Annotated in this window: 23 protein-coding genes and 1 riboswitch; of the genes, 2 read left to right on the top strand and 21 right to left on the bottom strand. The window is 37.2% G+C overall.

The features are described from left to right. Positions 1 to 4: 4 nt before the first annotated feature. From CKK03_RS00710 to CKK03_RS00665, 10 genes are all read right to left on the bottom strand, one after another. A complete protein-coding gene (locus CKK03_RS00710) occupies positions 5 to 781 on the bottom strand; it encodes a two-component system regulatory protein YycI (protein ID WP_099360724.1) in 777 nt (258 codons plus the stop codon). Further along, positions 768 to 2,099, bottom strand: a complete 1,332-nt coding sequence (locus CKK03_RS00705) for a YycH family regulatory protein (protein ID WP_180271103.1) — start codon at positions 2,097 to 2,099, stop codon at positions 768 to 770. The genes CKK03_RS00710 and CKK03_RS00705 overlap by 14 nt, the downstream gene beginning before the upstream one ends. After that, positions 2,089 to 3,924 carry a cell wall metabolism sensor histidine kinase WalK gene (gene walK / locus CKK03_RS00700; RefSeq protein WP_099360722.1) on the bottom strand — a complete coding sequence of 612 codons (1,836 nt, stop codon included), beginning with the start codon at positions 3,922 to 3,924 and terminating at the stop codon, positions 2,089 to 2,091. The genes CKK03_RS00705 and walK overlap by 11 nt, the downstream gene beginning before the upstream one ends. An 8-nt stretch (positions 3,925 to 3,932) precedes the next feature. Beyond that, positions 3,933 to 4,640: a response regulator YycF gene (gene yycF, locus CKK03_RS00695; RefSeq protein WP_099360721.1), complete on the bottom strand. Its 708-nt coding sequence runs from the start codon at positions 4,638 to 4,640 to the stop codon at positions 3,933 to 3,935. Positions 4,641 to 4,899: 259 nt separating this feature from the next. Next, positions 4,900 to 6,333, bottom strand: coding sequence for a peptidoglycan DD-metalloendopeptidase family protein (locus CKK03_RS00690; RefSeq protein ID WP_099360720.1), 1,434 nt, complete (start codon positions 6,331 to 6,333; stop codon positions 4,900 to 4,902). Between the two features lie 451 nt (positions 6,334 to 6,784). Further along, positions 6,785 to 8,071 (bottom strand): adenylosuccinate synthase, encoded by a 1,287-nt coding sequence (locus tag CKK03_RS00685; protein ID WP_099360719.1) that lies wholly within the window; start codon positions 8,069 to 8,071, stop codon positions 6,785 to 6,787. 233 nt (positions 8,072 to 8,304) lie between these two features. Next, on the bottom strand, positions 8,305 to 9,669 hold the full coding sequence (gene dnaB, locus CKK03_RS00680; protein ID WP_099360718.1) for a replicative DNA helicase: 1,365 nt from the start codon (positions 9,667 to 9,669) through the stop codon (positions 8,305 to 8,307). Positions 9,670 to 9,847: 178 nt separating this feature from the next. Beyond that, entirely contained in the window at positions 9,848 to 10,294 is a 447-nt protein-coding gene (gene rplI, locus CKK03_RS00675; RefSeq protein WP_099360717.1) for a 50S ribosomal protein L9, read from the bottom strand. After that, complete coding sequence (locus CKK03_RS00670; RefSeq protein WP_099360716.1) at positions 10,291 to 12,264, bottom strand: DHH family phosphoesterase; 1,974 nt, start codon at positions 12,262 to 12,264, stop codon at positions 10,291 to 10,293. The genes rplI and CKK03_RS00670 overlap by 4 nt, the downstream gene beginning before the upstream one ends. 27 nt (positions 12,265 to 12,291) lie before the next feature. Beyond that, entirely contained in the window at positions 12,292 to 13,221 is a 930-nt protein-coding gene (locus CKK03_RS00665) for a YybS family protein (RefSeq protein ID WP_099360715.1), read from the bottom strand. A gap of 230 nt (positions 13,222 to 13,451) precedes the next feature. Next, a riboswitch (TPP riboswitch) is annotated at positions 13,452 to 13,553 on the top strand. 75 nt (positions 13,554 to 13,628) lie between these two features. Here CKK03_RS00665 and thiT point away from each other — a divergent pair. Next, positions 13,629 to 14,210 (top strand): energy-coupled thiamine transporter ThiT, encoded by a 582-nt coding sequence (thiT, locus tag CKK03_RS00660; protein ID WP_099360714.1) that lies wholly within the window; start codon positions 13,629 to 13,631, stop codon positions 14,208 to 14,210. Between the two features lie 63 nt (positions 14,211 to 14,273). On the opposite strand, the gene rpsR is transcribed toward thiT, so the two are convergent. The 7 genes from rpsR to CKK03_RS00625 all read right to left on the bottom strand — a co-directional run bounded on the left by rpsR (position 14,274) and on the right by CKK03_RS00625 (position 20,274). Further along, positions 14,274 to 14,513 (bottom strand): 30S ribosomal protein S18, encoded by a 240-nt coding sequence (gene rpsR / locus CKK03_RS00655; RefSeq protein ID WP_010677416.1) that lies wholly within the window; start codon positions 14,511 to 14,513, stop codon positions 14,274 to 14,276. Between the two features lie 46 nt (positions 14,514 to 14,559). Beyond that, entirely contained in the window at positions 14,560 to 15,138 is a 579-nt protein-coding gene (ssb, locus tag CKK03_RS00650) for a single-stranded DNA-binding protein (RefSeq protein WP_099360713.1), read from the bottom strand. Positions 15,139 to 15,191: 53 nt separating this feature from the next. Further along, complete coding sequence (gene rpsF / locus CKK03_RS00645; protein WP_099360712.1) at positions 15,192 to 15,479, bottom strand: 30S ribosomal protein S6; 288 nt, start codon at positions 15,477 to 15,479, stop codon at positions 15,192 to 15,194. A gap of 171 nt (positions 15,480 to 15,650) precedes the next feature. Next, complete coding sequence (ychF, locus tag CKK03_RS00640; RefSeq protein ID WP_099360711.1) at positions 15,651 to 16,751, bottom strand: redox-regulated ATPase YchF; 1,101 nt, start codon at positions 16,749 to 16,751, stop codon at positions 15,651 to 15,653. Between the two features lie 114 nt (positions 16,752 to 16,865). After that, on the bottom strand, positions 16,866 to 18,866 hold the full coding sequence (locus CKK03_RS00635; protein WP_099360710.1) for a molybdopterin-dependent oxidoreductase: 2,001 nt from the start codon (positions 18,864 to 18,866) through the stop codon (positions 16,866 to 16,868). Between the two features lie 130 nt (positions 18,867 to 18,996). Beyond that, complete coding sequence (locus CKK03_RS00630) at positions 18,997 to 19,194, bottom strand: DUF951 domain-containing protein (RefSeq protein ID WP_099360709.1); 198 nt, start codon at positions 19,192 to 19,194, stop codon at positions 18,997 to 18,999. A 60-nt stretch (positions 19,195 to 19,254) separates the two neighbouring features. Further along, on the bottom strand, positions 19,255 to 20,274 hold the full coding sequence (locus CKK03_RS00625) for a YkvI family membrane protein (RefSeq protein ID WP_099360708.1): 1,020 nt from the start codon (positions 20,272 to 20,274) through the stop codon (positions 19,255 to 19,257). Positions 20,275 to 20,414: 140 nt separating this feature from the next. Here CKK03_RS00625 and yyaC point away from each other — a divergent pair, with 140 nt between their 5' ends. Beyond that, positions 20,415 to 21,032: a spore protease YyaC gene (yyaC, locus tag CKK03_RS00620; protein ID WP_099360707.1), complete on the top strand. Its 618-nt coding sequence runs from the start codon at positions 20,415 to 20,417 to the stop codon at positions 21,030 to 21,032. 27 nt (positions 21,033 to 21,059) lie between these two features. Here yyaC and CKK03_RS00615 read toward each other — a convergent pair whose 3' ends face one another. From CKK03_RS00615 to noc, 4 genes are all read right to left on the bottom strand, one after another. After that, positions 21,060 to 21,797 (bottom strand): DUF554 domain-containing protein, encoded by a 738-nt coding sequence (locus CKK03_RS00615; protein ID WP_099360706.1) that lies wholly within the window; start codon positions 21,795 to 21,797, stop codon positions 21,060 to 21,062. 97 nt (positions 21,798 to 21,894) lie between these two features. Then, entirely contained in the window at positions 21,895 to 22,755 is an 861-nt protein-coding gene (locus CKK03_RS00610) for a ParB/RepB/Spo0J family partition protein (RefSeq protein WP_099360705.1), read from the bottom strand. Then, positions 22,748 to 23,509 (bottom strand): ParA family protein, encoded by a 762-nt coding sequence (locus tag CKK03_RS00605; protein WP_099360704.1) that lies wholly within the window; start codon positions 23,507 to 23,509, stop codon positions 22,748 to 22,750. The genes CKK03_RS00610 and CKK03_RS00605 overlap by 8 nt, the downstream gene beginning before the upstream one ends. Before the next feature lie 248 nt (positions 23,510 to 23,757). Beyond that, positions 23,758 to 24,663, bottom strand: a complete 906-nt coding sequence (gene noc / locus CKK03_RS00600) for a nucleoid occlusion protein (protein WP_099360929.1) — start codon at positions 24,661 to 24,663, stop codon at positions 23,758 to 23,760. Between the last annotated feature and the right edge of the window lie 264 nt (positions 24,664 to 24,927).

Raw genomic sequence — 24,927 nt, 5'->3', positions numbered from 1 at the left:
TCGTTCACTCCGTCTTATTTAAAATTTGTCCTTCGATGGCATTGACATAAATATGTGTTTCATCGTCTATGATAACATGCCAAGCTGGAGCCAATAACTGTGATTCTGAATATGGGACAAGTGGGTAATACCCAATTTCCACCTTAGATACATGGCTACCTGATTTTAGATGAAAATTATTAAAAAGGTTTTCTAGGGTTTCCATTGGAGTAATTAACTCCTCCAGCTCATGCTCTTCAAATTCAGGAATTAATGTTTGCTCATAGGACGTTACCTCGTGGTCCTCATTCAGATACAAATAGATGACACCACTTATATTCGCTGATTGTCCAAAGACCTTGTAATTTTTATATTGTTGAATTAAAACAATCGTTCCAGCTTCTTCATCCACATCCCAAACGGTATATTTATCACCCGATAGGATATGCTCCTTCGCAAATTGTCCGATTTTCATTTGATCTGTTAAAGAAAGCTTAATAGGATCAGTAAACGTACCCTTTAGTATGCCAGCAGTATCAATTTTTACGGTTTGATTTTTAAGAGTTTTAACATCCTCCTCTGTAAAAACCTTGACCTTCCCACTAATATAGCTTAATTCCTTTGGTTCTTTTGGCAAAGCCTCATATGTGATTTCCTCTTCCGCTAGTTTCTCGTCAATACTTAATTCTTTTAACAAATCGAGTTGACTGCTATCCCTTTTTTGAACAAGCTGATATCCTAAAAAGATGTTGAGAATCAAGAAGGTAATGATAAATAAAGACTTGGTTTTACTCCAATCCATCTTTATGTCCTCCTAAATCCTCATTCTTTATCTCAACCCTCTTCCAACTTCCATTATACCTGTAAGTCCAAATCGGTTGAAGTGAAACAAACTGGGAATTATCTTCATTCTCTATAAGGTCATAAGCAACTGTCACAGACTCGAGCAACTCAGGATTAAAATTCGACATACTTGTGATTTCCTCCATCACCTTTTCGCCCTTTGGTAGTCTTATCTTAATTGAGTCCAAATCGATTCGTAAGTTTATGGATGGATGAAAATATCTCGCTATATCATTGTTATCCCATTGTTGGGTAATATCTGATAGTCCCTTTTGACTAAAAACAGGAATGTTTTTTACATAGAGTTTAAAAACGGTCGTTTGATTCTCTTTACTCCAGCTAAAAAAGCGGTAATCATCTGTCCAACCAACATGTTCATTAACGAAATCAATGCTTGTTTGAATTAAATCTGTTGTCTGTGCTGGTTCTCCACTAATTCTTGTTGGATTAATGAATTCAATATACTTTTGATTATTATAGACTCTTAGTAACCTTGTTCCATCAGTATGAACTTCACCTGTAGTAAGTACATCCCGCTTTACAAGACTTGAATTTGTGAATAAGCGATCTTTAAAGGTATCAATTTCAATCGCATCAATATAATAATCAACACGTTCTACAATCGTTGTGTCCTTCGGTAAGTAAACTGAATTCGTATCTGATAGTTTATATTCAATTTGCTCAGGATATTCCGTCGCCGTTGTAAAGAAGTCTTTTCGAAATTCCCTTGTGAGTCTACTATTGACACGGCCCTCATATACCAAGTTGTCACCAGTGGACACAAAGTACACAGTCCCTTCGCCATTGTCTTCTGAATTGACATCAATTACAAATCGGTCAAACGAGATGAAGGAATGGTCCTTATCATTAATTTTGATAAACGATTTATAAAGCTCCAGAGGAAACGGATCAGGATAGTATATTTCAACTTGTCCATTTTGCTTTAAGAAGTCTGCTAAACCTTGATCCTGAACAGTATGTGTGATGTTTTGGACCTCATGAATTTCCCAAGACCTAAGCCTTTTCATGACTCGGTTCAGTTCTGTCTCGTTATAAGTCCCAAAATGCTGACCATCAATATGATATAGAATTTTAGTAGGCTTTATAATTTCGGAGGCGTCCTTTGTAATATTTGTCGTTACTTCCGCTACTAAGTCGTCATCGGTTCCTCCTAAGTGATCGTATTGGGGCTGATACGTCCACAAAGACCATGTAAGAACAATGCTAAAAACCACTAAGAGAATTAATATTGTTGTTTTAATTGATTCATACTTCATCCCAATCATCCTCTAAACCATCTTGATTCACATTGATTGGCAGGGTAAAGAAAATAGTTGTTCCAACCCCTTCTTCACTTTCAGCCCAAATTCTACCTCCGTGAGCAACAACCATCTCTTTGGCAATAGCAAGCCCTAACCCTGTTCCTCCTAATTTACGGGTACGTGCTTTATCCACTCGGTAAAATCGCTCAAAAATTCGATTGATGTTATCCTTCGGTATTCCAACACCCTGGTCACCTACACTTACGATGATTTCACCATTTGATTCAGCCACTTGGAAGGTAACCGTTCCTCCCTCAGGTGAATATTTCAAAGCATTTGAAATAATATTATCGAGAACCTGTGTCATCTTATCTTGGTCGATTTCCAGATAAATTGGCTTCTCAGGTAAATTTCGAATAAAGGAGATATGCTGCTTCCTTGTCATTTCAAAACGGTCAATGATTCGGTGGAAGTACTTTGTAAAATCAATTAAATCCTTGGATAAACGATAATCCTTACTATCTAGTTTTGATAACTTCAGCAAGTCATTGACCAACCTAATCATCCGTTCTGTTTCGGTTTGCGTTACATGTAAAAATTGAGGCGCAATCTTTTCATCCTGCCAAGCACCATCTGCTAGTGCTTCAAGATAGCTCCGCATTGTCGTTAATGGTGTTCGTAATTCATGTGAAACATTTGCTACAAACTCTCGTCTCTCACTTTCAATCTTTTCTTGCTCGGTTACATCATATAAGACAGCAATTAAACCATTGATAATGCCTGATTCCTTTTTAATAACTGAAAAACTAACCTTTATAATGTATTGCTTTTTATGTGTACTAAAATCAAGAATTTCCGTATCAATATCATGAACAAGCTGCTCAAATGTATATTGTTCATCTAAACCTAAGACGGAAACAATTGATTGATCAAGGACTGTTTCACGTGAAACATCTAGCATGTCGATAGCAGGCGTATTAATTAAGATAATCCGTCCCTTTTTATCGGTTGCAATTACCCCATCTGTCATATGTGCAAGGACAGAAGAGAGCTTGCGACGTTCCCCTTCTGTTGTCGCCTGCGCATCTTGTATTTTTTTTGATAAATTGTTGAAGGTCATAGCAAGTTGACCAATCTCGTCATGGCCGAATACTTTTACCTTCTTTGAAAAATTACCTCTTCCTAATTCTAAAACATGCTTTCTCATGGCTGAAATTGGTCTTGTAATCGTTTGAGCAACAAAGATTCCAAGGACTGCCGTAATCGCCATCGCAATTCCAGTACCCGTTACAAAGATATCATTGATTTCCTTAATATCATCATAGACATTTTCCATCCTTGCGGTTAAAAAGATCGCGCCGATGATATCTCCATTCGAACGAATCGGTGTTGAAGATTCATACATCCGATCATAAGTGGATATATCTAAGCGAACATTATCTGGGTTGTCACCAAGCAATAACGTACGTTTGACCGAATCCTCATTCGTTTTCCGTCCAACAATTCCTTGACTGTACGGGTTTGAGCTTCCAACTACACGACTTTTATTATCGATAACACGAATCTCTTGGATATCTTCAGACTCATAGTCCTGCAAAATATTTCGGATATCTTTTTCTAATGTAGAAGGATCTTCCCTCTCTTTATTCATTTCCTGCTCAATACTAAAAGCAAGTATATTGACCCGTTCATTTAAGGATACTTTAAAATTTTCTACCAATCGCAACTCCAATTTGCCTATAAAATAAACACCAATAATTTGCATCGCAATTAAAATTAAAAGCAAATAGATGAGTGCAAATTTAAAATGAATGGATTGAAAAAAACCTAGTCTCTTCATTTCTGAATTTACTCCTGATCAGGGTTTCGTAAATAGTAGCCCACTCCACGTCTTGTGACAATCCATGTTGGATGACTCGGACTGTCTTCAATTTTTTCACGTAAGCGGCGTACGGTTACATCAACTGTACGTACATCTCCAAAATAATCATATCCCCATACCGTTTGTAATAAATGCTCTCGTGTCATTACTTGACCTAAGTGCTTGGCTAAATAGTGCAACAGTTCAAATTCACGATGTGTTAATTCGATTGTCTCTCCACGTTTACTCACCACATAGGCATCTGGATGAATCACAAGTGAACCCACAGCAATCTCACTTGTTGTTTCCTGGCTAACTGCCTCAGAAATTTGCTGGTGTCTTCGAAGGTTTGCCTTTACTCTTGCAAGGAGTTCTCTCGTACTAAAAGGCTTAGTAACATAGTCGTCAGCTCCTAGCTCAAGCCCTAATACTTTATCAATTTCAGAGTCTTTTGCTGTTAGCATAACGATTGGCATATCATACTTTTTTCGCACCTCTCGACAAACCTCCATGCCATCTTTATGTGGAAGCATGATATCAAGAAGAATGAGGTCAGGATTTACTTCCTCTACTTTTTCTAAAGCCTCATTACCATCATAGGCACAAATGACTTTATACCCTTCCTTTTCAAGATTAAATTGTAATATATCCGCAATTGGTTTCTCATCATCAACTACAAGAATTACTTTTTCCATTCACTTTTTCTCCTTCACAATGAAATAAAAACCTTTACTACCTAATACAGTTTCAGTTTTCATATTATATAGTTCGAATTGTTCCTTTTATTTTGTTCCTTTACCTCTAACTTTAGCAGAAAAAGGGAGGTATATCATCAGAAGTGTAAAAAAAAACAGTGATATAGGTCGTCCGTCCAATCTCTACTTCCATTTTATCGTTCTTTATACTTATGAAAAAAGCCTTCAGCATCATGCTGAAGGCGTATATTGGCAATTATTATAAGTAATCTAATGGGTTTTTCAAAGCTCCATTAATATATAATTCGAAATGTAGATGAGTTCCTGTTGAGTTACCAGTTGAACCCATTACACCAATTTGTTGGCCCTTCGTTACGGTTTGTCCAACACGAACATTAAGGGATGACATATGAGCATAAATGGTTTTCATACCGTTGTTATGGTTAATCACAATTTTATTACCAAAGCCGCCAGAATAACCAGCCTCTACAACTGTCCCATTGTCAGCTGCTTTTATCGTATAATTACTTGGTCTTGCAATATCAATACCTTTATGGAGTTGTCCCCATCTATATCCTACATGACTGGAGATATAGCCACCAACTGCTGGCCATGCTAGCTGACCTGATCCTCTGGATGGAACAACCTTCGTTCCTTTTTCAATGATTTCTGCAACAGGCTCTTTGACGATTGTTTCATTAAGTTTCTTTGTTTCAGCATTCACGCCATTAACCATTTTATATTCATAGTGAACAGTCTTTTCACCCTCTTGACCTTCTTGAGTGACTTTTCTGTCCCCTTTATACATCTCTGAGTTTTCATTAACCTTTGTTTCAAAGTTAATCGTTTCTTTTTTATTTTGTTCCATCTTTACTACAACTGTTAAAAATGGCTTATACGCTGTTACATTTAATTCTTGTCCAATTTTTATGAGTGTATCTTCTGTAATTTCCGGGTTTAACGCTAATAATTCAGCTGTCACTAAATCATGGTCTACCGCGATAGAACCGAGAACATCCCCTTCTTTAACTTGGTACTTTTTCTCTTCTAATGTACCTTTTTGAAGCAATGTAACGGTATCAGCAGGATTATGGATTTGCTCCGGTGAAACTTTTTCATCGGAAATTGAAACCTTTTCCTCAAATGAAACGTCTAATAAACGAGATTGTCCTTCAGCTAATGCAGGCAAAGGTTGTTCTGCGTCTTCTCTCGCTTCAAGTTCTTGCAATTGCTCTTCTTTTACATATTGTAATTTTAATTGTTTAAGAGCCTCATTCGCTTCTTCTTCATCTTTTAGATAGGCAACTGGTTCTCCATCGATCGTAATTGCCTTAGCTTGTGCCGCAATTTCAATCTCAGATTCTAGCACCTTTACAGTATTTTCATTATTGAAAGTAGGATGAAAAGCCTGTTCTTCAATAATTGAAACATTATCAGCAACTAAAGAAAGCTCTTTATATTGATCTTGTAAGGAATCTACTTTTTGATTGACTACCTCTTCTACTACATTCTTGGAATCAACTGTTCCAACTCTACTGCCATCTATGTATACATGATACACTGTTTGGATTTTCGTATCAGCTGATACTGATCCAAAAACTAATGTCGAAAGTGCAACTGATGTTATCGCAACTCGTTTAAACAAAGTCATATATTTTCTTGGTGTTTTATTTGTATTATTTTGGTTTGACACGGTCTTTCCTCCCTGAACAAAGGTTGCTTGTCCGAAATTTTCGTTCATCTCACCTTGTGAGTTGAAAAGCGTTGTCTTACAAAATACGCCAAGACGTATTATATCGTTCGACAATTCTCTCTAATTTACACTTTATTAATTTACCATAGAATTTGAAAAAAAGTATAATAGTTTCCAATATGTAATATAATTGTAGTATTACTGACAATTTTTTACACAAAATATGTAGGATTTTGACATTGAAATGAGCCTTTCCTCTCATTAATCCGTAAATTTTTAAAAGATTTATGTCGTTTTTACACGACGAAAGACACCTTAGCAAAATATTGCATGGTGATATAGTCATAAAAAGGATATAAGAATTTACTTAAGCTTTCAGTGGAAAGGGGTGGTTCTTGGCAAATTTTAAAATAAAAAAACATAGCTGTTTCCAACTATGTTTTTCATGATATTAGCTATATATATTTCGCACTACGTTTGTTTGTGTTCGGTCTGGTCCAACTGAGAATACAGATAATGGGATACCAGTTAACTGAGATATACGCTCGACATAGTTTCGAGCATTTTCTGGTAATTCATCTAACTTTTTCACTCCTGTAATATCCTCAGTCCAGCCTGGAAACTCTTCATAGACTGGCTCGCATTCTGCGAGAATTTTTAAACTAGCCGGGTATTCCTCAATTAGCTCCCCTTTGTATCGATAGGCCACGCAAATTTTTAATGTTTCAATTCCTGTTAATACATCAATTGAATTAAGAGATAAATCAGTAACTCCACTTACCCGTCTTGCATGACGTACGACTACACTATCAAACCAGCCAACTCTCCGTGGACGTCCAGTAGTCGTTCCATACTCACGACCAACCTCGCGGATTTGATGACCAATCTCATCGTTTAGCTCCGTTGGGAAAGGTCCGTCTCCTACACGTGTTGTATAGGCCTTTGAAACCCCTACTACACGGCTTATTTTAGTAGGGCCAACTCCAGAACCAATTGTAACCCCACCCGCTACTGGATTTGAGGATGTAACAAATGGATACGTTCCCTGATCAATATCTAACATAACACCTTGGGCACCTTCAAATAGAACACGACGTCCATCATCTAGAGCATCATTCAACACAACGGATGTATCACAAACATATTTAACGATTTGCTGTCCATATTCATAATACTCATCTACAATATCCTCTAGCGAAAATCCTTTTGTTTCATAAACCTTTTCGAATAGACGATTCTTCTCAGTAAGGTTATGAGTAAGCTTTTCCTCAAACACTTCTCGATCAAGTAAGTCTGCAATACGAATTCCCACTCTAGAAGCCTTATCCATATAGGCAGGTCCAATTCCTTTTTTTGTCGTCCCTATTTTGTTTATCCCTTTGTATTCTTCTTCTAATTCATCCAACTTAATATGATAAGGAAGAATCACGTGGGCACGATTGCTTATACGTAGATTATCTGTATGAACACCCTTGTCATGCAAATAGGCTAGTTCTTTGACTAATGCCTTTGGGTCAACTACCATACCATTGCCGATGACACAGATTTTCTCTAGATAAAAAATGCCTGATGGAATCAAATGAAGTTTGTACGTTTCTCCATTAAATACGATGGTATGTCCCGCATTGTTTCCACCCTGATATCTAGCTACTACTTCGGCCTTTTCTGAAAGAAAGTCAGTAATTTTCCCCTTTCCTTCATCTCCCCATTGTGTTCCTACAACTACGACTGCTGACATTACTATGCACCCCCAGGGTTAATATAAAGATATTGTTCATTTCCAGTCAATATTTTAACAGTTTTCTTTCTCTTTTACAACAAAATACGAACATTATGTTATGATAAAAATTAAATATTCGTTTTTATTATTTGATTTAATCTCCAATAATATGTAAGAAAAACAAAAAAAGACGTATCATCACACTTTGATACGTCTTTTTTCCTGTATTCGGGTACGCTTTAACATTCTTCTTACGCACCTGGTGGCATATTGGCATCATCAAACCTTCGTTCCAGATTGACGAATTTATTATATTCTTTAACGAATGCCAACGAAACCGTTCCAACCGGACCGTTACGTTGTTTAGCAATAATGATCTCAATAATATTCTTATTCTCTGACTCTTTATCATAGTAATCATCACGGTATAAGAACGCAACAATATCGGCATCCTGCTCGATACTCCCTGATTCACGAATATCAGACATCATTGGACGCTTGTCCTGTCTTTGCTCTACCCCACGGGATAACTGTGATAAGGCAATAACAGGAACCTTTAATTCACGGGCTAATGCTTTTAAAGAACGCGAGATTTCTGATACCTCTTGTTGGCGGTTTTCGCCGCTTCTTCCATTACCTTGTATCAACTGAAGGTAATCGATAAGGATCATTCCTAATCCACTTTCCTGCTTGAGTCTACGGCATTTTGAACGAATATCATTCACACGAATACCAGGGGTATCATCAATATAAATTCCTGAGTTGGATAAGCTACCCATTGCCATTGTTAGCTTACTCCAATCTTCAGGTGTTAAGGAGCCTGTACGTAGATTTTGTGCATTTATGTTGCCCTCTGCACAAAGCATCCTCATTACTAGCTGCTCAGCACCCATCTCTAGACTAAAGATAGCGACATTCTCATCCGTCTTAGTTGCTACGTTTTGCGCAATATTAAGAGCAAATGCTGTCTTACCAACAGATGGACGGGCTGCTACGATTATTAAATCATTTCGCTGGAATCCGGCTGTCATCTTGTCAAGCTCTGTAAACCCAGTAGGAATACCGGTAATATCTCCTACACGATTATGAAGAGTTTCAATATTATCATAGGTCTGTACGAGAACATCCTTAATATTTTGGAAAGCACCCGCATTTTTACGGTTCGCGACTTCCATAATATTTTTTTCGGCTTCACCTAAAAGTGCATCGACCTCGTCTTCTCGTGAATAACCATCCGTAGCAATCGTTGTTGCTGTGCGAATCAAGCGGCGCAGTATTGATTTTTCTTCAATAATCTTCGCGTAGTATTCAATATTGCCAGCTGTTGGGACGGAACCTGCCAATTCACTTAAGTACGAAACGCCACCTATTTCATCTAAAATTTTCGCATCCGCTAACTCGGAAGTAACCGTTACTAGGTCAACTGGTTCACCTTTATCTGAGAGACCTAGCATCGCGTCAAAAATCTTCTGGTGAGCTGTCCGATAAAAGTCCTCTGGAATCAATACTTCTGAAGCAAGAGTTAATGAGCTTGGTTCTAGAAAAATAGCACCTAAAACAGCTTGCTCAGCCTCTATATTTTGCGGAGGAATACGATCAGCAAAAATGTCACTCAACTATTCTCCACTCCCTTTACATACTTTTTTATGTCTATCTATCTATTATACTTCTCTTTTAATTAATTCCAATGGTAAAGCTTTATTAACATTCATGTAAATAAAAAATGTGATCTTGTATGTAAACAAAACCACATTCTTCATTCTATCTGTTTTCCCTATTCAGTTTCAATGGAAATTACTGTTCTTTGACATGTACCTTAACAGTTGCTGTTACTTCTTGATGTAATTTTACAGAAACATTGGTATAACCTAATGCTCTAATTCCATCAGGAAGATCAAATTTACGCTTATCAATTTTAATGCCGTGCTTTTTCGCGAGTTCATCTGCAATTTGCTTACTTGTTACAGAGCCAAATAAACGACCACCATCACCCGCTTTTGCTTGCAGCTCAACAGTCAATGCTTCAATCTTTTCCTTTAGCTGTTTTGACTGGGCAAGTTCCTCAGCCGCTTCTTTTGATTCTTTATTTTTCTTTGCTTCTAACGATTTCATATTTGCTGGTGTTGCTTCAATTGCAAGATTTTGCTTAAGTAGGAAATTGTGAGCATATCCATCTGATACGTTCTTAACTTCTCCCTTTTTCCCTTTACCTTTTACATCCTTTAAGAAAATTACCTTCATTTCTTGGTTCCTCCCTCTAAATACTCATCTATTACTAAAAGTAGCTGTTCTTCTGCTTCTTCTATTGTTATGTCTTCTATCTGTGTTGCCGCATTTGTAAGATGACCGCCACCACCTAAACCTTCCATAACCAGTTGAACATTAACATCACCCAGTGAACGTGCACTGATTCCCACTCTTAAGTCATGTCGGACGGAAATAACGAATGAGGCGACAACATCATTCATAGTCAGTAATGTATCTGCGGCTTGTGCAATCATCACTTGGTCATAGGTTTCATTTTGTTTTCCCTTTGCAATCGCAATTCCTTTTTTATAAATAAATGCTGACTCAATTAAACGCGATCGCTTTTTAAAATGATCCATATTTTCCTTGAGGAATTTCTGAACAAGAATGGTATCTGCTCCTTGGGCACGAAGATAAGATGCAGCGTCAAATGTTCTTGAACCCGTGCGAAGCGTAAAACTCTTTGTATCAACAATGATTCCAGCTAGTAAAGCTGTCGCCTCAAGCATATTAATTTTTTTCTTCTTAGGTTGATATTCAAGAAGTTCCGTCACCAACTCTGCTGTCGATGATGCATATGGTTCCATATAGACGAGTAATGGTGATTGAATAAATTCCTCACCACGGCGATGATGGTCAATAACAACCACTTTATCAATCTTTGATACCAGTTTTTCCTCAATCACTAGTGATGGTTTATGGGTATCTACTACAACAAGCAGTGTGTCATTTGAAGCGATTTCAAGGGCCTGCTCTGGCGTAATAAAATAAGACCATAGCTCCGTATTTTCCTTTACTTCCTCAAGTAACCGCCCAACACCTGAATCAATTTCATTCGGATTTAATACGATATATCCTTCTTTATGATTCATTTGTGCTACTTTTAATATCCCAATGGAAGCACCTACAGCATCCATATCAGGGTATTTATGGCCCATGATGATGACTTTATCGCTATCTGAAACAATTTCCTTTAGAGCATGTGAAATAACGCGTGCACGGACTCTAGTGCGTTTTTCCATTGGGTTTGTTTTGCCCCCATAGAACTTAACCTTACCATTTGGAAGCTTAATCGCAACTTGGTCTCCACCACGTCCCAGTGCAAGGTCCAAGCTCGACTGTGCTGAAACTCCAAGCTCTGGAAGGGTTGGGACTCCAATTCCAATCCCTATACTTAAGGTTAGTGCTACACTATCCCTTGCTGTATTTTCCCTAACATCATCAAGAATCGTAAACTTTGTTTTTTCAAGATTGGATAATATTTCTTCATTAAACACTGCGATGAAACGTTCAGATGAGGTTCGCTTTAAAAACACACCATGTTCATTTGCCCATTCATTGAGGAGTGACGTAACCTGACTATTTAATGAACTTTTCCGTTGGTCATCCATCCCTTGAGTAACTTCATCATAGTTGTCTAAAAAGATAATCCCTAGCACTGTACGCTCGGCTTCATATAATTGCACAATTTCCATTTGTTCAGTGACATCAAAGAAATAAAGTAATCGTTCTTCTCTCTTAATAATTACCTTGAATTTCTGCTCATTTAACGTAATTGTCTCACTTTCGACCTCTTGCTGAATTAAAGGAACAATCAATTCCTCAACATCATATAGAGATCTTCCCACTAACGTATCAGCGTCAAGGCAAGTTGATAAGTAGGCATTTGCCCATTCAACTTGAAACTCATCATTATATAGCAAGATCCCAATCGGCATTTCCATTAATGCTTCTTCGCCAACCTTTTTTAAGCGATAGGATAGAGTTGAGATATAATGCTCCATTTCTTTTTTAAGAAGTGAGTTTGCTTTGTACAAATAGTACGTAATTAATCCAAGGAGCAGAAAACTTGCTAACCCAATCACCCACTGAAAATAAACGAGAATTGCACTAAAAATACTTGTGATAACAAGTAATGCATATAAGGGATAGCGAAACAACTTTCTTTTGTAAAAGTCTGGCATGTAATTTTCAGCTCCTAAAGCTTTGTTTTACTTCTTTTTACTAATTCGATTTCGCAATTGGAATCCTAAGTCAATTATACCTAAGATTCGAATAATATAAAGGAGAAATGGTGTTAAGACCGTTAGAACAATCGGTACGGCCTTTGGAATTCTTTTTTGATGACAGTAATAATAAATAAATGACAAACCTTGAATGACCATTAACAACTGCAGTATGAAAAAGAAGTTTAAAAAGGCGGTATATCCAAATGTACCCTTCTCCATCTCAACAAAGCTCAAAAGTAAAATCAATAAGTAATACCATAAGATACTCTTTGGGAAATTAATATCACGAAATGGCGGGAATGGATTCATTTTCACCCGAAGCCTTACTAGAACAGGTTTAATCGCCACAACGGTTATGAAAGCCAATAACATCGCTAGAAAGACAAACATACTTGGCATCATATATTGCATTATTTCAACCGATTCTTCTAGCCGTGTAATGGCTTCTGTATTCATTTCTCCCCCTGTTGCCCTCATTATACTCTCAGCCATTGCAAAAGATTCTTGTGTGCTTTCTTTTAGTACTTCATTGACGTTAACTTGCAGAACGAGATTAACCGTGACAAACAGCAGCACAATCGAAAATAAATAGGACAAACATGCGCCTAAGAATAGTTCGATTCCACTTCTTCCCCTGTTAATCATTTCACCTAATAAAATCCCTGTAACTCCAAACATTATCGTAAGTATAATCCCCATAACAGAACCTAATAGTCCTGATAGGAAAAAGGCAATCAATATAAACAACAATGACTGCTTTACTTTATACTTCACTGTAAACAGAATAAATGGAATGGGCAAAAGGAATGAAAGTACCGTTCCAAGTAGTGGGAGATATAGACTGACAAGTAACAGTACACTGTATACTGCTAAAAGCATGGCACCTTCTGTTAATAATTTTGTATTTTTCACCTTTTCACCTCAACTTATATTGCAACACATCAAAAAACAGGAGCCTGTTTTACAACCACCTTCTATTTTAAAGATTTACAAGGAAGTCTTCAACTTTTGGACTTCCATAGGGTTTGGTGACTTCGGCGTTTGACATAGGACATGACAGTCTTTAGTTGAAGTTTCACTGTGATGAAACTTTTTGTTTTACTTTTCCCTATTTTCTATTATGATAGTAATTAATTAATAAACGTAACCACAAGGGGAGCAATTTGCTGAGAGTGAACGTTATGAGTTCAGACCCTTCGAACCTGTTAGTTAATGCTAGCGTAGGAATGTGGAGATTTATGAGAACTTAACCTTTTTTTAAAAAGTTGTTCTCCTTTGGGGTGCGTTTTGTTCATTACACACTTCAAGGGGGTTTTTTTATGAGAAATACTAGGTTACAGGCCATGATTGAAGCGGCGATTTTTGCCGTATTAGCGCTAGCATTAGACATGTTTGTGCCATCAATAAAAATTGGTCCTTCCATCTCTATATCATTCGCAATGATACCTATATTTATTGTCGCACTTCGATGGGGACTCAAAGTTGGTTTCCTCGCAGGATTTTTATGGGGACTTCTACAGGTGATTTTTGATCCTTGGATTATCCATCCAGTTCAAGGAGCCATCGACTATTTCTTAGCTTTTTCTTTCATTGGATTTGCTGGTTTATTTAAAAATGGCGTTCAGGAAAGCCTAAGATCTGGTAACAAAGGTAAGTCATTAGTTTTAATCATTAGTGCCATTTTCATTGGAAGCCTTGCTCGCTACTTTTGGCATTTTGTATCAGGTTTTGTCTTCTTCGCTGAACAACTAAAAGGCTTTGAAGCAGTATGGTTTTCTCTAACAGCTAACGGCATCACTTTTTTAGGTGCATTCATCTTCTGTTCCATTATTATGACCTTATTAATTCTTTCTTCACCACGTTTCTTCTTACTAAAACAAGAAGTTCAGAAACGATTCTAATAGTTCATTAAATAAACTATTAAAAAAGCGATGACCGCATTAGGCGATCATCGCTTTTCTTTATTATTCACCAGATACATATGGTAATAATGCCATTTGACGAGCACGTTTAATAGCAACTGTTAATTTACGTTGGTATTTTGCGCTTGTACCTGTTACACGACGAGGTAAAATTTTACCACGCTCAGAAACGAATTTTTTAAGTAAATCTACTTCTTTATAATCGATGTGTGTAATTCCATTAGCTGTGAAGTAACACACTTTACGACGCTTTGCACGTCCACCTTTACGTCCGCCTGCCATTGATTTTCCCTCCTTTTAAGTTTTCATTATATAATTGACTTACAAGTTAGAATGGAAGATCATCATCTGAAATATCGATAGGTTGTCCGTCATTTGCAAATGGATCTTGGTCTACTCTTGTAGGTCCTTGGTTTTGATTTGGGTTCTGACTCTGTCCAAATGGAGAATAGCCGCCTTGGCCTTGGTTACCTTGGTTTCCACCCTGGTTACCGCCAAAACCACCTTGATTGCCACCATAGCTACCTTGATTACCGCCATAGCCGCCACCAGGGTTACCTCCACCACTACGCTGTTGGTCATTTGCATTTCTTGGTTCAAGGAATTGAACACTTTCTGCTACAACCTCAGTAACATATACGCGTTTGCCATCCTGGCCTTCATAATTTCTTGTTTGAAGACGACCATCAACACCTGCTAAGCTGCCCTTCTTTAAGAAGTTTGCAACATTCTCAGCTGGTCGGCGCCATACAACGCAATTAATGAAGTCAGCTTCACGTTCACCTGACTGATTCGTAAATGCTCGATTCACTGCGAGCGTGAAGGTTGCTACTGCCACTCCACTTGGGGTATATCGTAATTCAGGGTCTTTTGTAAGTCTCCCTACAAGAACTACGCGATTCATCATCAGAACCATCTCCTAACAGGATATTCAAACAGAGTCTATACTCTAAAAAATTCTTATTCTTCTACTTTAACAACGATATGACGGATAATATCTTCACTGATCTTCGCTAAACGATCAAATTCGTTAACAGCTTCAGCATTAGACATTACGTTAAGAATCATGTAATAACCATCGCGGAAATCATTGATTTCATAAGCTAAACGGCGCTTACCCCATTCTTTTACGTTTGTAATCTCCGCACCATTGTCTGTTAGAATGCCATTAAAGCGCTCAACTAAAGTCTTTTTCGCTTCATCATCAATGTTTGGACGGATGATATACATAACTTCGTATTTTCTCATCACGTTACACCTCCTTTTGGACTAACGGCCCTTTTATCTAAAAAGGGCAAGGAGCAATTATTTCAATTACTCACAGAAAAATATTATATCACATGAATATTTACTAGGCAAGAAATGTTTGAATTTAAAAACCACAAAACGAAACTCGTTCTGTGGTTACATTGACATTACTTATACATTAAATCGGAAATGAATGACATCCCCATCTTGTACAACATACTCTTTACCTTCTAGGCGAACCTTTCCTGCCTCACGAGCAGCATTCATAGAACCGCCTGTAAGAAGGTCTTCATACGATACCGTCTCAGCGCGGATAAATCCTCTCTCAAAATCAGTGTGAATTATACCGGCACACTGTGGAGCCTTCATCCCTTTTCTAAACGTCCACGCTCTTACCTCTTGTACACCGGCAGTAAAATACGTAGCAAGTCCTAATAAGTGATACGCAGCTCGAATCAATTGGTCAAGACCAGACTCTTCTATTCCTAGTTCTTCAAGGAACATTGCCTTTTCTTCCCCTTCAAGCTCCACAATTTCAGACTCGATTTTTGCACAAATAACGATGACTTCTGCATTATCCTTTTGAGCAAACTCACGTACTAATTGAACATATTCATTCGAAGAAGGATCTGCAACATCATCTTCACCAACATTCGCAACGTATAAAACTGGTTTACTTGTTAGTAAGTGCATTCCCTTTACATATTTCAGTTGCTCTTCAGTAAATTCAACTGCACGAGCTGGCTGCTCATTTTCAAATGCTTCTTTTAACTGTACAAGCACCTCATGCTCAGCAACTGCATCCTTGTCCTTTTGCTTAGCAAGCTTTGCAACACGGTCAATTCGCTTATCAACTGATTCAAGGTCAGCTAAAATCAACTCTAAATTGATTGTTTCAATATCAGCAATTGGATCTACCTTACCTGCTACGTGAGTGATATTATCATCTGCAAAACAGCGTACCACATGACAAATCGCATCTACCTGGCGAATATGTGATAAAAATTTATTACCAAGACCTTCCCCTTTGCTCGCTCCTTTTACGATCCCTGCAATATCAGTAAATTCAAAAGTTGTTGGTACAGTTTTTTTAGGTTTTACTAATTCAGTTAATTTATTTAAACGCTCATCTGGAACCTCAACAATCCCCACATTCGGGTCAATTGTACAGAACGGATAGTTCGCTGATTCCGCACCTGCTTGTGTAATTGCATTAAAAAGAGTTGATTTTCCAACGTTAGGAAGACCAACGATACCTGCTGTTAACGCCATTGATTTTTCCACTCCTCTTATCCGAAACATACTAGCCTTCAACAATTATAGGTTTTCCTTATAAAAAATACAAGCCGTTTCGGCTAGAAACGGCTTTTGTATAAATCCACCATTCTAAAGCTTTTCAATTCCAACAAGGCAATCATATAAAGTACTGCCAAGTCCGTTATCGGAAACTTCATGTGATGTGAGATTATTGACACTACCACCAAAGATATGCCATTGTCCTTCATCAATACAAATAATCTTTGGAGATGACTCTTTTAATATTTGCACTTTCCCTGTAATTTCCCCACGATCATTAAATACCCTTACCTTATCATTCGGCTCAAGATTTTTCTGTTCCGCAATATCCTTCGAAACCTCAACTTTTACTGTTTGTAGGCCTTCTATCAAAGGGTAATTTTGTGAATGGTTTGAACGTAAAGGGTGAATCGTTAATAATGAGTATGGATATTTTTCAGCTAACCCTTGATTAGAAAATATCGATTCTTTTGGATATGATATTTTCATACGTCCATCATACCCTTTCATCTCTCCTAAAGATGATGTGAATTCAAATTTTCCAGATGAAGTGGAAAAGTGAAAATCATTCCACGGTACAAGCTTTACAGGCAATGGTACGTGACTTTTTTCCTTAATTTCCTCAAAGGATATACCCTTGTCTTGTAATGAGCCTACTCCCATTTTTATAAATTCTTCTCTTGAATAATTAAAGTCTTCACCAAACCCTAACCTTTTGGCTAATTCACTCCAAATCCAAACATCTGATTTTGCCTCTCCACGAGCCTCGACTAATTTAGGACCATAATTAACAAAATGATGGTACATGGATGAATAATAAATATCCTCTTCTTCAAACACAGTAGCTGAAGGAAGCACATAATCGGCTAACCTCGCCGTATCAGTCATAAACTGTTCTAATACAACTAATGTATCGACCGATTGAAAGGCATCCAGCACTCTATTTGTATTAGGAACCTGAGTTAACGGATTCCCGTTTGATACCATAATCATTTTTATTGGAGGTTCTGAAGCAGTTAGAATCTTTTCCGCTTGCTCACTCATAACGAAAGATCTCGACTGTTTCTTTCTTTCTGGAAGTGTTAAAGCCGCACTATCAAAGCTTTGGCCAACTTGTGTATTCCCAAAATTAGCACCACCACCTGGGACACCTACATTACCACTGACTGCAACTAATGCATCAATTAAACGAATGGTATTTCCACCATTTGCATATCGCTGCATCCCTAACCCCATATAGGTTGCCGTTGGCCCGTTACTAAATATGTGAGCTAAATCTGTAATTGTTTCACGTGGAACATTTGTTATTTTTTCAATTTCTTCCATTGATATTGATTCGATTACAGCCAATAAATCATTAAATCCAACAGTATACTTTTCAATAAACCCTTTATCCTGTAAATCTAAACGAAGTAATTCCTTCATAATACCAATCGCCAAAAAACCATCCATTCCTGGAGTAATTGGGATATAGGAATTTGCAATTTTTGCCGTTCCGTTGTAAATGGGATCAATGACAATTATGTTCGTACCCTTCTTTTTTACCTCCTGTAAATAACCAAAGAGATGCATATTCGTGCGTGCCACATTTCTTCCCCAAATAATTACATTTTTACTATTGTATATATCATCAGGAGCATGACTTGCTGAATTTCCAAAATCCCAATTTTGTGCTTCAATACCTGAGCCCCAGCAAATGCTACCGATTAAGTCAGTGGCACCACCATAACAATTAAAAAATCGATCAGGTATTTTAGTTAAAAGGCCACCATTTGCATAGTCATGACTGTGCAAAACAGCGGTAGAACCATATGTTTGTCTTACTACTAAAAGCTTCTCTGAGATTTCTGTTAATGCTTGTTCCCATGAAATTCTTTGAAACTCTCCATCTACCTTTTTCAATGGGTAAAGAATACGATCATCCGAGTTTGTTCGTGCTTCAAGCATACGTCCTCTGCCGCAAATTTTGCCCTTCGTAATTGGATGATCTTTATCTCCATCTATTTTAACAACTTTACCGTTTTCCACTTCAACAACAAAACCACAACTGTCCCAACAATTTAAAGGACATGCGGATTTAAATGTGGCCATTCTCCTCATCTCCCTACACATGTAGAAAACCTACCAAAATCTAATATCCTCTATTATAAATCACAGCAACTAACATTCTATAGAAAATATTTCCGCTTAAAAGCAAATTCGAAAAAATAAAGCACGAGGCTTAATCCTCATGCTTCACAAGAATCTTCTTAAGTTTTCGACCAAACTCTTTTCGCGGAATGAGTACACTATGTTCGCAGCCTTCACATTTGATTCGAATATCCATCCCTAATCGAATAATTTTCCATTTATTTATTCCACATGGATGAGGTTTCTTCATTTCTACAATATCATGTAATCCATAGTCTTTATCTACCACGACACCCACCCTTTATCCTTTTATATGAAGAATCATTATATGTTGTATTGTATCAGGAAATCATTTTAAATTGTAGCGATTTACAATTGGATATAACAAAATGACGGCCAATAAGTATAAATTTGCAATACCATATAATGGGTATAAGATTGAAACGAGCGTTGAAAAACCAAAAGTCGTAAAAGGCACCATCAGCAAAATCAATAAAGTGGAAATCATCCACAAGGGCATTTTTAAATTTCCTTTAAAACGTGTGGATAATCCTAGTAATCCCGACGCTGCAGTAGTGAATATTGCTCCAAATAATAGAATGGACATAATAAATACAGCAACATAAGGAAAGTTCTTTAAGATGATAAATAGCGGAATTTCATAAAGCATAATCTCTTGAGCCACTTCAATAAGTGCCTCATTATAAATAAAGGTAATTACCCCCAAAAACAAACCACTTCCAATACTTGCAACCCAGGCTTCCCCTTTTGACTTCATTTCTTTACCAATTGCACCTAACACAGCAACAAGCGGTAATATGTTTAACGCTGTAAATGTAAATGCGGCTGGCCAATTGCTCTGATCTTGAAAAATAAAGGAAATCTCTTTTCCACTAGACGATAAGAAAATCAATAAAACCGTAATTAAAAAGATGATTAAGGCAGGAATTATAGCCATGTTTATGGAGATCAAGCCATTAATATTCCACAAAAAGACTAGGACCAGTAGGAATCCAAAAATCAGAATTCCCCACCAAAAAGGAATCGCAAATAACTCTAAAGTAGCTCCTCCCCCCGCTAACATCACAACCGTTGTTGAAAATAAGTATAAAATCGTAATCACATCGTACACATGTGAAACTTTTTCTCCTACTAATTCTTTTAATACAGGTACAAAATGCTCGGCTTTTTTTTCATAACTAATCTTCATAATGATATAGCAACAAATAATAAAAATGAACGTAAAAAAAATGATAGCTAAGGCACTTTGTTCTCCATAGAACTGCCAAATCTCCCTTCCCGACGCATAACCTGCGCCTATTGCAGTTCCTAAAATGAGAAACATCCACCGAAACCCTGCCTGAAACATATAATCCCTCCACACCTCATAATTCCTCTGACTACTAAGAACGAACCTATTGCTATTTCTAAGATTCTTTTTGTTCAGATGTATAGAATGTTAGATTTCACCGTATACTGTTACTACAGTTAAAAAGGGGTGAAAAGCCTATGAATCTTAGATATAAATTATTTGACCATCTAAAAAATGAACCTTTTCGAATTCCACATGATCAAGACTCAGCTGACCATCAAATTGCCTTAAAAATCACTTCTATGCTCCCACATACTACTAATCAACCAATTGTTATTTTTTGCATCGGTACAGACCGTTCTACTGGAGACTGCCTTGGACCTTTGATTGGCACAAAAATTACCGAAAAAAGATTGTCCCACTTTCATGTATATGGCACATTGGACGAACCTATTCATGCAGTTAATCTTCAAGAAAAAATTGAGGAAATTAAAATGAAATATTCAAACCCATTTATTATCGGCATAGACGCCTGTTTGGGAAGATTGAAGAACGTGGGAGCCATAACCATCGGAGACGGTCCAATTAAGCCAGGAGCAGGTGTAAATAAGGAATTAACCCCTGTTGGCGACATGCATATTACTGGGATTGTAAATGTAAGTGGATTTATGGAGTTTTTCGTCCTTCAAAACACAAGATTAAGTTTAGTTATGAAAATCGCAAATACCATTGCGAGTGGTATTTGTAAGGCTGAGTATCAGTTTCTGCGTAAAGTGGAGCTGGGGAATGTTGAAAAAGATCGTTTTTCCTTATAAAAAAACCTCTTCGGTTAAGAAGAGGTTTTAAAAAAGACCTTGCGCAAAGAACAAAATTGAATTCCAATAATACACCACTGTTACGAGGATAGCTACAACAAGGATACCGGGTAACAGATTTGCAACACGTATATTGGTGATTCCTATCAGATTTGTACCAATTGCAACAATCATCAAGCCACCCGCACCCGTCATTTCGACAATAAACGCGTCCATCACTTCGGTCGGAATAAATTTATCAATTTGTGTCGCAAATAGTGCAATTGCACCTTGATAGAGAATAACAGGAACTGCAGAGAATAATACACCAATCCCTAAAGTTGTTGATAATATTAAACTAGTAAATCCATCTATGATCGACTTTGTATAAAGGACACGATGGTCATGGCGCAATCCACTATCAAGTGCGCCAATGATGGCCATTGCACCAATGACAAATATTAAGGTAGCTGTTACAAAACCTTTTGCTATCGTCCCTTCATCCGAAGATGAACCTACCTTCTTTTCAATCCAAGCTCCTAATTGATTTAGTTTATCTTCTAGGCCCCACCATTCGCCAAGAATGCCGCCAAACACTAAACTAAAGATTACAATTAGAAATTGTTCACTTTTTAACCCCATTTGGATACCTAACAAACAAACAGCAAGTCCAATCGCTTGCATTACAGTTGATTTTATTTTATCTGGAATCCGGTGCAATACCTTTCCTAGTAAGGTTCCAGCTACTATACACAATCCATTTACTATCGTCCCTAATAAAACCAATTTTCATTTCCCCTATTTCCCTTTTTTATGAAATAAAAAACGCTGCACAGTCCAGTTATGTAATCAATAAAACAAGACGTGCAGGTTTGCAAGAGCATTATGAGATTTTTGGTGAATCTAGTAGTTCAAGAATTCTTTCAAGGTCATCACTGGAAAAGAATTCGATTTCAATTTTTCCTTTTTTCTTGTTTTGTTTAATCGAAACAGATGTACCAAATCGTTCACGAAGAAATGATTCTTGTTCTTTAATAAAGATATCTTTTTCCTTTTTTGGCGGTTTGGGTGTTTCACGTGGAACATTTTGATTAATTTGGCTAATCAAGGCTTCTAATTGACGGACATTAAGCTCCTCAGCCATTACTTTTTCAACAACTGCATTTAGCTTTTCCTTCTTTTTCAGTCCTAATATTGTACGCCCATGTCCCATAGATAATTTCCCTTCAGAAATTAAATCTTGGACATGTTTTGGAAGAGATAGAAGACGAAGGTGATTCGCAATATGCGGTCTACTTTTTCCTAATCTTTTCGCAAGCTGCTCTTGAGTGATTTTCAAATGATCAAGTAAGGATTGGTAAGCGAAAGCCTCTTCAATTGGTGTTAAATCCTCACGCTGTAAATTTTCAAGCAAGGCAATCTCCATCATTTGTTGCTCATTTAACTCACGTATAACAACAGGAACTGTACTAAACTTTGCTTCTTTTGCAGCACGGAAACGTCTTTCACCTGCCACAATTTCAAACCCTTTAATTGTTTTTCGAACAATAATAGGTTGTAAAATCCCATGTGTAAGAATGGACTCTTTTAATTCAGTAATTGCCTCAGGCGCAAATGTTTTTCTTGGTTGATATGGATTCGTACGTAATTCAGTTACTTTAACTTCTTGTACAACCTCTTCATTCCCCACTTCCATCGATGTGGAAAATAAAGCATTGATACCTTTACCTAACCCTTTAGCCATTCACAATCACTTCCTTTGCAAGATCTAAGTATACTTCGGCACCTCTAGATTTTGGATCATAGATGATAATCGGTTCCCCATGACTTGGAGCTTCACTTAAACGGATATTTCTAGGAATAATCGTTTTATATACTTTATCTTGAAAATACTTTTTCACTTCTTCAATGACCTGAATACCTAAGTTTGTTCTTGCATCTAGCATGGTCAAGAGAACCCCATCAATCATTAATTCTTTATTGAGGTGTTTCTGAACTAAGCGGATCGTATTTAATAGCTGACTAAGTCCTTCAAGTGCGTAATACTCACATTGAACTGGAATGATTACAGTATCAGAAGCTGTTAATGCATTTAATGTTAACAACCCTAATGATGGCGGACAGTCTATAATAATATAATCGTATTGATCTTGTACTTCTTCTAAAGCTCTTTTCAGACGAACTTCGCGAGAAATCGTTGGCACTAGCTCAATTTCAGCACCAGCCAATTGGATCGTTGCTGGAATCATATATAAATTTTCAACTGTCGTTGGAACCGTTACGTTTTTCGCCTCTACATCATCAACAAGCACATCATAAATGCACTGATCTATATTCGCCTTTTCTATGCCGCAGCCGCTTGTTGCATTCCCTTGAGGGTCAATATCAACAAGTAAAACCCGCTTTCCAACATAGGCTAAGCAAGCACTAAGGTTAACAGAAGTAGTCGTTTTTCCTACTCCACCCTTTTGGTTAGCAATTGAGATGATTTTCCCCACGATGTCACCTACTTTCTACTATCCTACTTATTTTTTTACAAAGTGAGGACTTTATAATTCTATCACTTTTTCTATTCTATCATGAAAAAATGATCTGGTTTATCTTTTTTTATTAAATTAACAGTCAAAAATGTTTCACGTGAAACATTTCCTATGACAAATAGAATGTATTTTCATAGTTTTCACTGAAAATAGTATTATTGAACTAAAAAAATTCCTCACCTGTATAGGTAAGGAAGGAACTCAGTCTATTTATTTTTGGGAATTCGGATTGTAAATTGATAAAACTCGTCGAATTCTTCTTCTTCAGTATTTAAAGAGACACCACTTTCTTCAACCATGGTTAATGATTGACGAATCGTGTTCATTGCAATTCTCATATCACGGCTTACTGCTTTAAATTTAGGCTTTGGTCGCTTTTTCTCCTTTTCTAATTCAAGGATTTTAACTACGCGATCCTCCGTTTGCTTTACATTGAGCTCTTTTTCAATAATGTCATGCATAAGCTTAATTTGCTTTTCTGGATCCTTGAGAGGAATTAAAGCTCTCGCATGACGCTCTGTCAGCTTTTTCTGCATGAGTACTTGTTGAATTTCTTCAGGCAACTTTAATAAACGCAACTTATTAGCGATTGTTGATTGACCTTTACCCAATCGTTGAGCTAACGCTTCCTGTGTAAGACTATGTAATTCTAGTAATCTAGCATAAGCATACGCTTCTTCAATAGCTGATAGTTCCTCACGTTGCAGGTTCTCGATCAATGCAACGGATGCAGTTTCTGCATCATTAAATTCTTTTATAATGCCTGGAATTGTCTCCCACTCAAGGGTTTGAACAGCTCTCCAACGTCGTTCACCAGCTATAATTTCATACTGATTATCAGCGAATTGTCGAACAACGATTGGTTGAATAATTCCATGAGTCCGTATGGTTAATGCTAGTTCTCTAATCTTGTCCTCTGCAAAAACAGTTCTTGGTTGATATCGGTTTGGAACAATCTCATTTATCGGAATTTGTCGAACTTCTTCATTCAGGTGTGTTTCTTCATCTTCTATTGAATCTTGTAATTGTGTTTCTACCACCTGTTCTTGATTCGTTTGTTGTTTGTCATCTTTTTCACCGATACTAAATAATCGTGAAAATGGATGCCTCATAATTCCACCACCCCTTAGAACTCCCACTAATCAAATCCGCCTTGGCGTATTTGCGCCCGATTTTTTAGGCCCACACGAGGTGGGTCATAAAGACGTTGCCACAGGATGTGGCACTCTTAGTCTTTAATCTTTCTGCTCGAAAAATTTCCATTGAAAAATCGTGGCATCCGCCGGAGGCTTAACTTTATTTAGCCAACGATTGAACGCCTCACGTAAATCGTTACACCGTACATACATCCCACTATAATTAGATAAGTAGAAAAT

It is taken from the genome of Fredinandcohnia onubensis, assembly GCF_002734215.1.
Classification (GTDB): domain Bacteria; phylum Bacillota; class Bacilli; order Bacillales; family Bacillaceae_L; genus Ferdinandcohnia; species Ferdinandcohnia onubensis.
This window is presented reverse-complemented; position numbering and strand designations above follow the sequence as displayed.